Here is a 12766-nt window from a genome sequence, read left to right as displayed (position 1 = left end):
GAGCGTCAGCGCTGGGCGGCGGTGAGGGATTCCCGCGCCTTGGCGGCCACGTTCTCCGCAGTGAAGCCGAACTCGCGGAAGAGGACCTTGCCGTCGGCCGAAGCACCGAAGTGCTCCAGGGAAACGATGCGGCCGGCGTCCCCGACGTACTTGTGCCAGGTGAGACCGATACCCGCCTCGACCGCGACCCGCGCCTTCACCTGCGGCGGCAGAACGCTGTCCCGGTACCCCTGGTCCTGCTCCTCGAACCACTCCACAGACGGCATGGACACGACCCGGGTCGGCACCCCGTCGGCCTGGAGCTGCTCGCGCGCCTCGACGGCGACGTGCACCTCGGAACCGGTGGCGATCAGGATGACCTGCGCCTCGCCGCCTTCGGCCTCGAACAGGACGTAACCGCCCTTGGCCGCGTCCTCGTTGGGCTCGTACACCGGCACGCCCTGACGGGTCAGCGCCAGGCCGTGCGGGGCGCCCTTGCCGAAGACCTTGGTGTAGCGCTTGAGGATCTCGCGCCACGCGATCGCGGTCTCGTTGGCGTCGGCCGGGCGGACCACGTTCAGACCCGGGATCGCGCGCAGCGAGGCCAGGTGCTCGATCGGCTGGTGCGTCGGGCCGTCCTCGCCGAGACCGATGGAGTCGTGCGTCCACACGTACGTCACCGGCAGGTGCATCAGCGCCGACAGCCGCACCGCGTTGCGCATGTAGTCGGAGAAGACCAGGAACGTACCGCCGTAGATACGGGTGTGGCCGTGCAGCGCGATGCCGTTCATCTCCGCGGCCATGGAGTGCTCGCGGATGCCGTAGTGGATCGTGCGGCCGTACGGGTTCGCCTCCGGCAGCGGGTTGTCCGCCGGCAGGAACGAACTGGTCTTGTCGATGGTGGTGTTGTTCGAGCCGGCCAGGTCGGCGGAGCCGCCCCACAGCTCGGGGATCACGGCGCCGAGCGCCTGCAGCACCTTGCCGGACGCGGCACGCGTGGCGATGCCCTTGCCCGGCTCGAAGACCGGGACCTTCTCCTCCCAGCCGGCGGGCAGCTCGCCCGCGTTGATGCGGTCGAACTCCGCGGCGCGCTCGGGGTTGTTCTGCCGCCACAGCTGGAACGACTTCTCCCACTCGGCCTTCGCCTCGCGGCCCCGCTCCAGCGCCTGGCGGGTGTGCTTGATGACGTCGTCCAAGACCTCGAAGGACTGCTCCGGGTCGAAGCCCAGGACGCGCTTGGTGGCCGCGACCTCGTCGTCGCCGAGCGCCGAGCCGTGCGCGGCCTCGGTGTTCTGCGCGTTCGGGGCGGGCCAGGCGATGATCGAGCGCATCGCAATGAAGGACGGCTTGTCCGTCACCTGCTTCGCGGCCTCGATCGCGTTGTAGATCGCGTGCGGGTCGAGGTCGCCGTCGGGCTTCGGGGCGATGCGCTGCACATGCCAGCCGTAGGCCTCGTACCGCTTGACGGTGTCCTCGGAGACGGCGGTCTCGGTGTCGCCCTCGATCGAGATGTGGTTGTCGTCCCACAGCAGGATCAGGTTGCCCAGCTTCTGGTGGCCGGCCAGCGAGGACGCCTCGGCGGAGATGCCCTCCTGGAGGCAGCCGTCACCGGCGATCGCGTAGACGAAGTGGTCGAAGGGAGACTCGCCCTGCGGGGTCTCCGGGTCGAACAGGCCGCGCTCGTAGCGGGCGGCCATCGCCATGCCCACGGCGTTGGCGACACCCTGGCCCAGCGGGCCGGTCGTCGTCTCGACGCCCTTGGTGTGGCCGTACTCCGGGTGACCAGGGGTCTTCGAACCCCACGTCCTGAAGGCCTTCAGGTCGTCCAGCTCCAGGCCGAAGCCGGCCAGGTAGAGCTGTGTGTAGAGGGTCAGGGACGAGTGACCGGCGGACAGCACGAAGCGGTCGCGGGCAACCCAGTCCGGGTCGGCCGGGTCATGCCGCATCACCTTCTGGAAGAGGGTGTAGGCGGCGGGCGCCAGGCTCATCGCCGTACCCGGATGGCCGTTACCGACCTTCTGTACGGCGTCGGCGGCCAGGACGCGGGCGGTGTCCACGGCCCGCTGGTCCAACTCGGTCCACTCGAGGTCTGTGGTGGTCGGCTTGGTGCTCACCCTGGGTCAGGGCTCCTCTCCACATGTCACGCATGTCGAATGCCGGCGCACTGGACGCCCACCGGCCGCTGTCGAGCCTACCCCCGTGAGAACGCGCATTTTTTCGAGTCATTCCAGACTGCCGGGCCCACGGGGGATCCGCCTCCCGACTGGGCAGATCGCATTCGGCAACTGAATACGGAGCGGCTCATCCGAGTGCTCAATCGAGCTCTCGATCGAGCTTCTGTACGACCCCTCCCAACACGACCCCACCCCCGCGAAGGTCGGGGTATGGGCAACGTCTACAGTGGCGTGGTACGCGCGAGCCTTTACCGGGACTTCACAGGGATGGGGCTTGCTGGGATGTCTCTGTAGGGGTGTGCGTGACGGCCGTCGAATCCCGTCCAGCCGGGGTGCTGGGGGAGAGCAGGAGCTCGAGTCACCGGCCGTTCGGGGCCCGTGTCAAGGCGTTCGTGGCGCTCACCAAGCCGCGGATCATCGAGCTGCTGCTCATCACCACCGTTCCGGTGATGTTCCTGGCCCAGCAGGGTGTGCCGGACCTGACGCTGGTGCTGCTCACCTGCGTCGGCGGCTACCTCTCGGCGGGCGGCGCCAACGCGCTGAACATGTACATCGACCGTGACATCGACGCCCTCATGGACCGCACCTCGCAGCGCCCGCTGGTCACCGGCATGGTCAGCCCGCGCGAGTGCCTCGTCTTCGGCATCACCCTCGCGGTCGTCTCGACGCTCTTGTTCGGCTTCACCGTCAACTGGCTGAGCGCCTGGCTCTCCCTCGGCGCACTCCTCTTCTACGTCGTCGTCTACACGATGATCCTCAAGCGCCGTACTTCGCAGAACATCGTGTGGGGCGGCATCGCCGGCTGCCTCCCGGTCCTCATCGGCTGGTCGTCCGTCACCAACTCCATGTCGTGGGCGCCGGTCATCCTCTTCCTCGTCATGTTCTTCTGGACGCCGCCGCACTACTGGCCGCTGTCCATGAAGGTCAAGGAGGACTACGCGCGCGTGGGCGTGCCGATGCTGCCGGTCGTCGCCTCCAACAAGGTGGTCGCCAAGCAGATCGTGATCTACAGCTGGGTGATGGTCGCCGTCTCGCTGCTGCTGACGCCGCTCGGCTACACGGGCTGGTTCTACACGCTCGTGGCCCTGCTGGCCGGCGGCTTCTGGCTGTGGGAGGCGCACGGCCTGCAGAACCGTGCCAAGGCGGAGGTGACGGGCGCGAAGCTGAAGGAGATGCGCCTGTTCCACTGGTCCATCACCTATGTGTCGCTCCTGTTCGTGGCGGTCGCGGTGGACCCGTTCCTGCGCTAGTCCTTCTGTTTCTCCGTACGTCCTCTTTCTCTGTACGTCGTCCCGGGCGGGGCGCGTGGTCAAGGCCACGCACCCCGCCCGTCGCCGTTTGATCTACTCGTCGGTAGCATCCTGGCCATGGCAGAGACTCAGCAGGTTGACCCGAAGGCCGAGCGCAAGGTGGCGCGGCTCGCCAAGCAGATCGGCGCCTTCTCCAAGGCGCACGGCGGGGCCGAGGGCCAGGTGGCCTACATCGGCGAGCGCGGTGCGCGCATCGTCCTCGTCGGCGAGGACGGCGGCTGGGGCGACCTGGTGGCGCCCTCGTACGAGCTGGCCGAGAAGGCCGTGGAGAAGGCCGGCATCACCGTCCACGAGGACTTCGACGGCGAGTTCGCGGCCAAGGTGAAGACGGGCCGGTACGAGTGGACGCGCATGGCCGGGATTCAGGTGGGCGGTCCGAGCAACACCTAGTGCTGGGTTCACCCGTTAGGCCCTGTGACAACAAGGCCAGCACACGGGGAGTCCGGATGATCGAAACGCCGTCCCTCGTGGACCAGTACTGCCATGGCGTACTGAGGACGGAGCTGGGCCTCGGCACCTTCGAGGCCCAGCTGTCCCGCACCGAGGGCCCGCCCGCCGCCGGCACGACCCTCTTCGACACCCAGACCGGTTTCGCCGTACGCCGCTGGTGCCCTCCGCTGCTCGGCCTGGAACCGCACTGTGCGCCCGCCCGCTATCTCGCCCGCCGTCGTGAACTGGGCGTACTGGAAACGGGCCGCAGGCTGCTGCGCGGCAGCGGCATCACGACGTATCTGGTCGACACGGGGATGCCCGGTGATCTGACCGGCCCCGCCGAGCTGGCGTCCGCCGGGGCCGCCGAGGCCCGTGAGATCGTCCGCCTGGAGTTACTGGCCGAACAGGTCGCCGACACCTCCGGCACCGTGGAGTCCTTCCTCGCCAACCTCGCCGAGTCGGTGCACGCCGCGGCCGCGAACGCCGTGGCCTTCACCTCGGTCGCGGGCCTACGACACGGTCTGGCACTCGCGCCCGAGCCGCCCGGGCCGGGGGAGGTGCGCGGCGCCGCCGGCCGGTGGCTGGCCGGCCGCCGGGTGGGCGGCGAGCTGACCGACGCCGTACTCCTACGGCATGTGCTGTGGATCGCCGTCGCCTCCGGCCTGCCGCTCCAGCTCCACGCGGGCCTCGGTGAAGCGGGCCGGCGCATCGACCGCACCGACCCGGTGCTGCTCACCGACTTCGTCCGCGCGACGGCAGGGTTGGGCACCGACCTGGTCCTGCTGCACGGCTACCCCTACCACCGCCACGCCGCCCACCTGGCCGGCGTCTTCCCGCACGTCTACGCCGACTCGGGCGCAGCCCTGGTCCGCACCGGTGCCCGCGCCGCAACCGTCCTCGCCGAGATCCTTGAACTGGCCCCCTTCGGCAAGATCCTCTTCTCCAGCGGGGCTCACGGCCTGCCCGAACTGCACGTCGTGGGGGCGCGACTGTTCCGGGAGGCCCTGGGGCGAGTGCTGGGCGGCTGGGTCGCCGAGGGGGCGTGGTCGCTGGGGGACGCGCAGCGGGTGGCCGGGATGGTGGCGTCCGGGAACGCGCGCAGGGTGTACGGCCTGGACTGAGCCGTACCGGAATGCGGCCCTGAGCGGGCCGGACGAAGTCCGCCGCCCGCGGCGGAGCCGCCTACCGACTCGGCGGTAGCGCTCTGAAGGGGCGCGGGGCCGTGACATCGGCGGCTCCGCCACGGTACGCGACCAGCCACGACGGTGCCGCAGACGACCGGCGGCAGGTCCCCGCACTTCTCCCAGCGCAGCGCTTACGCGCGCGTGCCCACCGTCACCTCGGCCGAAGGGCCGGGCAGGTCGGCAACAGCCTCCGGCCGCTCCCGCAGGGCCAGCAGTACCCGCAGCACCCAGATCCAGATCAGGCCGGAGCCGAGCATGTGCAGACCGACGAGGATCTCGGGCAGGTGCGTGAAGTACTGGACGTAGCCGATGACGCCCTGCGCGAGCAGGACCAGGAACAGTTCGCGGGTGCGGGCCAGCGGGTCCTTGGGGGCGTCGACCGCCTTGAGGACGAACCACAGGGCGAAGGTCAGCGTGACCACGATCCACGCGAGCACCGCGTGCAGCTTGGCGACCGTCTCCCAGTCGATCGGGATCCGCTCGACCTCCGTGGAGTCACCCGCGTGCGGTCCCGCCCCGGTGACCACCGTGCCCACCGCGATCAGCAGCACGGTGGCGAGGACCAGGAACCACACCATCTGCTGCACCGGCTTGCCGACCAGCGGACGGGGCGCCCCGTCGCCCTCGCGGGTGCGCTGCCACATCACGACGGCGACCGCGATCAGCGCGGAGGCGAGCAGGAAGTGGGCCGCGACCGTGTACGGGTTGAGGCCGACCAGGACCACGATGCCGCCGAGCACCGCATTGCCCATGACCAGCCAGAACTGCGCCCAGCCCAGGCGGGTCAGGCTGCGGCGGTGCGGCTTCTCGGAGCGCGCCGCGACGATCGCCCAGCCGATGGCGGCGCACAGGACATACGTCAGCATGCGGTTGCCGAACTCGATGGCGCTGTGGAAGTTCATCTCGCCCGTCGGCGCGAGCGAGTTCGCGGTGCACTTGGGCCAGGTCGGGCAGCCGAGCCCGGAGCCGGTCAGCCGCACCGCACCGCCGGTGACCACGATGACCACCGACATGACGAGCGCGGAGAGAGCCGACCGCTGGACCGTCCGGGGCGCGGGGGTCCAGCGTGCGGCGATGAAGGAGAGCGGGTTGCGCAGGGCCGCCACGGCGTCGGCGCGGGTCACGTTTGGCACGCGTTCCATCGTAGGGGGCTGCTTGTGCACGCTTTCACGAGGGTCCATGACGCGCCCGTCCTCCGGACTGCTCCCAGCTGCGCCCGGCTACTCCCAGCGGAAGAACTTCCCGGCCACCGCCAGCCCGACGACCGCCCACACCCCCAGAATCCCCAGGTCCCCCCAGGGCATTCCGGCTCCGTGCTGCAGTACGTCCCGCAGCCCGTCCGACAGGGCCGAGATGGGCAGCAGCCCCAGCACGTCCTGCGCCCCCTGCGGGAACTTGTCCATCGGCACGATCACGCCACCGCCCACGAGCAGCAGCAGGAAGACCAGGTTGGCGGCGGCCAGGGTCGCCTCGGCCTTCAGCGTGCCCGCCATGAGGAGACCGAGGCCCGAGAAGGCCGCCGTGCCCAGGATGAGCAGGAGCAGGACGGCTGCCGGGTTGCCGTGCGGGGACCAGCCCAGCGTGAAGGCGATCACCGTCAGGAGGATCACCTGAAGGATCTCCGTGACCAGTACCGACGCCGTTTTCGCCGTCATCAGGCCCCAGCGGGGGAGCGGCGAGGAGGCCAAGCGCTTCAGGACGCCGTAGCGGCGCTCGAAGCCCGTGGCGATCGCCTGGCCGGTGAACGCCGTCGACATCACGGCGAGCGCCAGGATGCCGGGGGCGAGGAAGTCGACGGCCTTGCCCGCGCCTGTGTCGACGATGTCCACGGAGCTGAACAGGACCAGCAGGAGGGTCGGGATCACGACCGTCAGGAGGAGCTGTTCGCCGTTGCGCAGCAGCATCCTCGTCTCGAGCGCGGCCTGGGCCGCGATCATGCGGGGGAGAGGGGCCGCGCCGGGCTTCGGCGCGTACGTACCGGTGGCCGTGGTCACGAGCGCAGCTCCTTGCCGGTGAGCTCCAGAAACACGTCTTCGAGGGTGTGCCGTTCGACCGAGATCCTGTCCGGCATCACCCCGTGCTGCGCGCACCAGGACGCCACCGTCGCCAGCAGCTGGGGGTCGACCTTGCCGACGACCCGGTACGAGCCCGGGGTCAGCTCCGCCGCCGAGCAGTCCGCGGGGAGCGCCTTCAGCAGGGAACCCACGTCCAGGCCGGGGCGGCCGGTGAAGCGGAGCGTGTTCTCGGCGCCACCGCGGCACAGCTCCTCCGGGGAGCCCTGGGCGATGACCCGGCCGGCGTCGATGATCGCGACGTCGTCGGCGAGCTGCTCGGCCTCGTCCATGTAGTGCGTGGTGAGGATGACCGAGACGCCGTCGGCGCGCAGGTCGCGGACCAGGTCCCAGGTGGCGTGCCGGGCCTGCGGGTCGAGGCCGGCGGTCGGTTCGTCCAGGAACACCAGTTCCGGGCGGCCGACGACGGCCATCGCGAGCGCGAGCCGCTGCTGCTGGCCGCCGGAGAGACGGCGGTACGTCGTACGGCCGCAGGAGCCGAGGCCGAGCCGCTCCATCAGGGCGTCCACGTCCAGCGGGTCGGCGTGCAGTTTCGCCACGTGCCGCAGCATCTCGTCCGCCCGCGCGCCCGAGTAGACGCCGCCGGACTGCAGCATCACGCCGATGCGCGGATGCAGTTGACGCGCCTGCCGCACAGGGTCGAGCCCCAGGACGCGCACGGTGCCGGAGTCCGGTCTGCGGTATCCCTCGCAGGTCTCGACGGTCGTGGTCTTGCCCGCGCCGTTCGGGCCGAGTACGGCGGTCACGCCCGCCTGGGCCACCAGGTCGAGGCCGTCCACAGCGGTTTTGGTGCCGTACCGCTTCACCAGGGCCTGAACCTGGACCACGGGCTCACTTCGCATGGGCCAGAGTCTAGGTACGGGGTCCGCGGCCCGGACGGGCGGGTGCAGGATCTCCACTCCCGGGGAGTGCGGGGATCTCTTCCTCCCGGGACCGGTGCAGCGCCAGCCACCGCTCCGCGTACGCCACCGCATCCGCCACGGGGAACAGCCGGACGTCGGCGGCGCCCGCCTTCCCGCGTACGACGGCACGGTCCCGCTCGAAGTCGTGTCCCAGCTCGTCGAACCGCTCGGAGGTGATCGACACCTCCGTCACCGTCTCCCAGCCGCCACCGGGCGCGGGGCGCCCCACCGTGACGAGCGGCGACGGTATCCGGTACTCGGCGAGGTGGAAGCTGGTGCACGAGCCGTACCCGGCGCCGAGCAGGAGCACCCTGGCGCCAAGCTCTTCCAGCCGCGCGAGCGGGCTTCGCTCGCCGAGCCGGCAGTCGGTCGCGTGGTCGTCGAGGATCTGCGCCGCGCGCGGGCCGAGTGCTGCGAAGGACGTCTGCGGGTGCGCGCTGCGCCGGGCGCCCGGCCAGGTACGCACGGTCTCCGGGATCACGCCGACCCCGCGCGAGGGTGTGATCAGTGGATCGTAGGCGGGCATGGTGGCCCGTATCCGCTCCCACCACTCCTCGGGAACCGGCGGGTTCGCCCACAGCGCCGGGTCAGAGAGGTCGCCGGTCTGGGTCGGGACGACCAAGGTGCCTTCCGGACCGAGCGCGTCGAGCAGCCCTTGGACGACTGCGACGGCCCCTCCGCAGACCCAGCCCAGCGAGCGGAGCGAGGAGTGCACGAGGAGGATCTCGCCGGACTCGACGCCCAGTGCTCCCAGCTGTGCGGCGAGTGTGTCGCGGGTGACAAGAGGGCCGGTGGGAGGGGGTGTCGACATGGTTGGGGAGTGTCCCGGAAGGGGGCTCCGGGCGCCACCGAATTGGCCCGGCTCTGATCGATCAAAGATCGTTTCCGCAGGTCAGGTTAGGTGTGCCTAAGTGACGCAGGGCACCGTCCAGCAGCCGGGACGCGGGTTGCCCGGCCCTGAGGAATTACGCAACAATGGCGTTGTGAAAAACGTCGGCGAGGCTCTGGAGACCCCTACGGGGACCCAGCAGGACGAGCACGCGACCGGTGAGCGCTCCACGCGCAACCGGGTCGCGCGGTCGATCCTGGACCACGGGCCGTCGACCGTCACCGAGCTGGCCGGGCGACTGGGGCTCACCCCCGCGGCCGTACGACGGCATCTGGACGCGCTGGTCGCGGACGACGTCGTCGAGGCGCGGGAGCAGCGGGTGTACGGCGCGCGCACGCGCGGCCGTCCCGCCAAGGTCTTCGCGCTCACCGACTGCGGCCGCGACGCCTTCGACCAGTCCTACGACAAGCTCGCCGCGGACGCCCTGCGCTGGATCCAGGAGCGCTTCGGCGGGGACGAGGCAGTGGTGGCCTTCGCGCGTGCGAGGATCGCGGAGCAGGCCGCCGCCTACCGCGCGGCGATAGAGGCCGCCGCCCCCGAGCAGCGCACCGAAGCCCTGGCCAAGGCCCTGAGCGCGGACGGGTACGCTGCTACGGCGCGCAGCGCCCCCCTCCCGCAAAAAGGTGAGCAGCTCTGCCAGCACCACTGCCCGGTGGCCCATGTCGCGGAGAAGTTCCCGCAGCTGTGCGAGGCGGAGACCGAGATCTTCTCCCAGCTGCTCGGCACACACGTCCAGCGGCTGGCGACCATCGCGCACGGCGACGGCGTCTGCACGACGTTCATCCCAAAGATTTCCAAGACCACTGACAACGCAACCGCAAGCACGGCCGGGAGGAACCCCGCATGACTCTCCCCACGGAGACTGCCCACCCTGAGCTCGAGGGCCTGGGCAACTACGAATACGGCTGGGCCGACTCCGACGAGGCCGGTGCCTCTGCCAAGCGCGGTCTCAGCGAGGACGTCGTCCGGGACATCTCCGCCAAGAAGAACGAGCCGGAGTGGATGACCAAGCTCCGTCTCAAGGGCCTGCGCCTGTTCGAGAAGAAGCCCATGCCGAACTGGGGCTCCGACCTCTCCGGCATCGACTTCGACAACATCAAGTACTTCGTGCGCTCCACGGAGAAGCAGGCGGAGTCCTGGGAGGACCTGCCCGAGGACATCAAGAACACGTACGACAAGCTCGGCATCCCCGAGGCGGAGAAGCAGCGCCTCGTCGCCGGTGTCGCGGCCCAGTACGAGTCCGAGGTCGTCTACCACCAGATCCGCGAGGACCTGGAGGAGCAGGGCGTCATCTTCCTGGACACCGACACCGCCCTGAAGGAGCACCCCGAGCTCTTCAAGGAGTACTTCGGCACGGTCATCCCGGTCGGCGACAACAAGTTCGCGTCGCTGAACACCGCCGTGTGGTCCGGCGGCTCCTTCATCTACGTGCCGAAGGGCGTGCACGTGGAGATCCCGCTCCAGGCCTACTTCCGCATCAACACGGAGAACATGGGCCAGTTCGAGCGGACGCTGATCATCGTCGACGAGGACGCCTACGTCCACTACGTCGAGGGTTGTACGGCCCCGATCTACAAGTCGGACTCCCTGCACTCCGCGGTCGTCGAGATCATCGTCAAGAAGGGCGCCCGCTGCCGTTACACGACCATCCAGAACTGGTCGAACAACGTCTACAACCTGGTCACCAAGCGCGCCGTGGCGTACGAGGGCGCGACCATGGAGTGGATCGACGGCAACATCGGCTCCAAGGTGACGATGAAGTACCCGGCCGTCTACCTGATGGGCGAGCACGCCAAGGGCGAGACCCTGTCCATCGCCTTCGCGGGCGAGGGCCAGCACCAGGACGCCGGCTCCAAGATGGTCCACATGGCGCCGAACACCTCCTCCAACATCGTCTCCAAGTCGGTGGCGCGCGGCGGCGGTCGTACCTCCTACCGCGGTCTCGTGGAGATCGGCGAGGGCGCCCACGGCTCCAAGTCGAACGTGCTGTGCGACGCGCTGCTCGTCGACACCATCTCCCGCTCCGACACGTACCCCTACGTGGACGTCCGCGAGGACGACGTGTCCATGGGCCACGAGGCGACCGTCTCCAAGGTCTCCGAGGACCAGCTCTTCTACCTGATGAGCCGCGGCCTCAGCGAGTTCGAGGCGATGGCCATGATCGTGCGCGGCTTCGTCGAGCCCATCGCGAAGGAGCTGCCCATGGAGTACGCCCTCGAGCTCAACCGGCTGATCGAGCTGCAGATGGAAGGTGCGGTCGGTTAAGACCCGCACCCGACAGCAGCCAGCAATTTCTGACGTAGGAAGAGAGCAGACCGACAGCCATGGCTGAGGCTCAGAACATCCCCGTGGGGTCCACCACCGCGGGCCAGATCGCGGTGGCCGCCGAATCGACCGTCGCCACGCGCATGAGCGCGCCCCCGTCCTTCGACGTGCAGGACTTCCCGGTCCCGCACGGCCGCGAGGAGGAGTGGCGGTTCACCCCGCTGGAGCGCCTGCGCGGGCTGCACGACGGCACCGCCGTCGCGACCGGTGACGGCGTGAAGGTCGACGTGCAGGCCCCCGAGGGCGTGACCGTGGAGACCGTCGGCCGTGACGACGCCCGGATCGGCAAGGCCGGCACCCCGGTGGACCGCATCGCCGCCCAGGCGTACTCGGCGTTCGAGAAGGCCGGCGTGGTCACCGTCCCCAAGGAGACGGTCCTCACCGAGCCGATCCGCATCGCCGTGCACGGCGAGGGCGGGGTCGCCTACGGCCACCAGGTGATCGAGCTGGGCGCCTTCGCCGAGGCCGTCGTCGTCATCGACCACACCGGTGACGCCGTGCTCGCCGCCAACGTCGACTACATCCTGGGCGACGGCGCCAAGCTCACCGTCGTCTCCGTCCAGGACTGGGACGACAAGGCCGTGCACGTCGGCCAGCACAACGCGCTGATCGGCCGGGACGCCACCTTCAAGTCGTTCGTGGTCACCTTCGGCGGCGACCTCGTACGCCTGCACCCGCGCGTTGCCTACGCCGGGACCGGCGGCGAGGCCGAGCTCTTCGGCCTGTACTTCACGGACGCCGGCCAGCACCAGGAGCACCGACTCCTGGTCGACCACAACACCCCGCACTGCAAGTCGAACGTCGCCTACAAGGGCGCCCTGCAGGGCGACAACGCCCACGCCGTGTGGATCGGCGACGTGCTCATCGAGGCCAAGGCCGAGGGCACGGACACGTACGAGATGAACCGGAACCTCGTCCTGACGGACGGCGCCCGGGTCGACTCCGTGCCGAACCTCGAGATCGAGACCGGCGAGATCGTCGGCGCGGGGCATGCGAGTGCCACCGGCCGTTTCGACGACGAGCAGCTCTTCTACCTCATGGCCCGCGGCATCCCGGCCGACGAGGCCCGCCGCCTGGTGGTCCGCGGCTTCTTCGCCGAGCTGGTCCAGCAGATCGGCGTCGACGACATCCAGGCGCGGCTGCTCGAGAAGATCGACGAGGAGCTGGAGGCCACGGTCTGATGACCTTCGTACGCGCCTGCGGGCTGAGCGAGCTGGAGGAGGACACCCCGAAGCGGGTGGAACTCGACGGCACGCCCATCTCGGTCGTGCAGACCGAGGGCGAAGTGTTCGCGATCCACGACATCTGCTCGCACGCGAACGTCTCGCTCTCCGAGGGCGAGGTGGAGGACTGCCAGATCGAGTGCTGGCTGCACGGCTCCAGCTTCGACCTGCGCACCGGCAAGCCGTCCGGCCTCCCCGCGACGCGCCCCGTCCCCGTATACCCCGTAAAGATCGAAGGGGACGACGTTCTCGTCTCCCTCAACCAGGAGTCCTGAG

Annotated in this window: 12 protein-coding genes; 7 read left to right on the top strand and 5 right to left on the bottom strand. The window is 69.7% G+C overall.

Annotated features, from left to right (window positions below):
- Positions 1-5: 5 nt before the first annotated feature.
- A complete protein-coding gene (gene tkt, locus EDD92_RS12620) occupies positions 6-2093 on the bottom strand; it encodes a transketolase (protein WP_123964386.1) in 2088 nt (695 codons plus the stop codon).
- Positions 2094-2449: 356 nt separating this feature from the next.
- On the opposite strand from tkt, the gene EDD92_RS12610 reads away from it, so the two are divergent.
- The 3 genes from EDD92_RS12610 to EDD92_RS12600 all read left to right on the top strand — a co-directional run bounded on the left by EDD92_RS12610 (position 2450) and on the right by EDD92_RS12600 (position 5016).
- Complete coding sequence (locus tag EDD92_RS12610) at positions 2450-3403, top strand: heme o synthase (RefSeq protein WP_123964385.1); 954 nt, start codon at positions 2450-2452, stop codon at positions 3401-3403.
- A gap of 117 nt (positions 3404-3520) precedes the next feature.
- The gene (locus EDD92_RS12605) at positions 3521-3853 is read left to right on the top strand and encodes a hypothetical protein (protein ID WP_030933377.1); all 333 of its coding nucleotides are present in this window, start codon (positions 3521-3523) and stop codon (positions 3851-3853) included.
- A 56-nt stretch (positions 3854-3909) separates the two neighbouring features.
- Entirely contained in the window at positions 3910-5016 is a 1107-nt protein-coding gene (locus EDD92_RS12600; protein WP_123964383.1) for an amidohydrolase family protein, read from the top strand.
- A gap of 194 nt (positions 5017-5210) precedes the next feature.
- Here EDD92_RS12600 and EDD92_RS12595 read toward each other — a convergent pair whose 3' ends face one another.
- The 4 genes from EDD92_RS12595 to EDD92_RS12580 form a co-directional block, all read right to left on the bottom strand.
- Positions 5211-6221 (bottom strand): heme A synthase, encoded by a 1011-nt coding sequence (locus tag EDD92_RS12595; protein ID WP_123964382.1) that lies wholly within the window; start codon positions 6219-6221, stop codon positions 5211-5213.
- A gap of 78 nt (positions 6222-6299) precedes the next feature.
- Entirely contained in the window at positions 6300-7016 is a 717-nt protein-coding gene (locus tag EDD92_RS12590; RefSeq protein WP_260327298.1) for an ABC transporter permease, read from the bottom strand.
- A gap of 53 nt (positions 7017-7069) precedes the next feature.
- Positions 7070-7993: an ABC transporter ATP-binding protein gene (locus tag EDD92_RS12585; RefSeq protein ID WP_123964380.1), complete on the bottom strand. Its 924-nt coding sequence runs from the start codon at positions 7991-7993 to the stop codon at positions 7070-7072.
- Positions 7994-8003: 10 nt separating this feature from the next.
- Positions 8004-8864: an aminoglycoside N(3)-acetyltransferase gene (locus EDD92_RS12580; protein ID WP_123964379.1), complete on the bottom strand. Its 861-nt coding sequence runs from the start codon at positions 8862-8864 to the stop codon at positions 8004-8006.
- 172 nt (positions 8865-9036) lie between these two features.
- Here EDD92_RS12580 and EDD92_RS12575 point away from each other — a divergent pair, with 172 nt between their 5' ends.
- From EDD92_RS12575 to EDD92_RS12560, 4 genes are read left to right on the top strand one after another with little or no spacing between them, the layout of a single operon-like run.
- Complete coding sequence (locus tag EDD92_RS12575; protein WP_123964378.1) at positions 9037-9789, top strand: metalloregulator ArsR/SmtB family transcription factor; 753 nt, start codon at positions 9037-9039, stop codon at positions 9787-9789.
- Positions 9786-11207, top strand: coding sequence for a Fe-S cluster assembly protein SufB (gene sufB / locus EDD92_RS12570; protein WP_123964377.1), 1422 nt, complete (start codon positions 9786-9788; stop codon positions 11205-11207). The genes EDD92_RS12575 and sufB overlap by 4 nt, the downstream gene beginning before the upstream one ends.
- Before the next feature lie 59 nt (positions 11208-11266).
- Complete coding sequence (gene sufD, locus EDD92_RS12565; protein ID WP_123964376.1) at positions 11267-12448, top strand: Fe-S cluster assembly protein SufD; 1182 nt, start codon at positions 11267-11269, stop codon at positions 12446-12448.
- A complete protein-coding gene (locus EDD92_RS12560) occupies positions 12448-12765 on the top strand; it encodes a bifunctional 3-phenylpropionate/cinnamic acid dioxygenase ferredoxin subunit (RefSeq protein ID WP_030933402.1) in 318 nt (105 codons plus the stop codon). Before sufD ends, EDD92_RS12560 begins: the two co-directional genes overlap by 1 nt.
- The last annotated feature ends 1 nt before the right edge of the window (position 12766 follow it).

The sequence above is a fragment of the Streptomyces sp. TLI_185 genome, from assembly GCF_003814765.1.
Taxonomy (GTDB): Bacteria; Actinomycetota; Actinomycetes; order Streptomycetales; family Streptomycetaceae; genus Streptomyces.
Note: the sequence above shows the minus strand (reverse complement) of the source record. Positions and strands in the feature narration are given on the sequence as shown.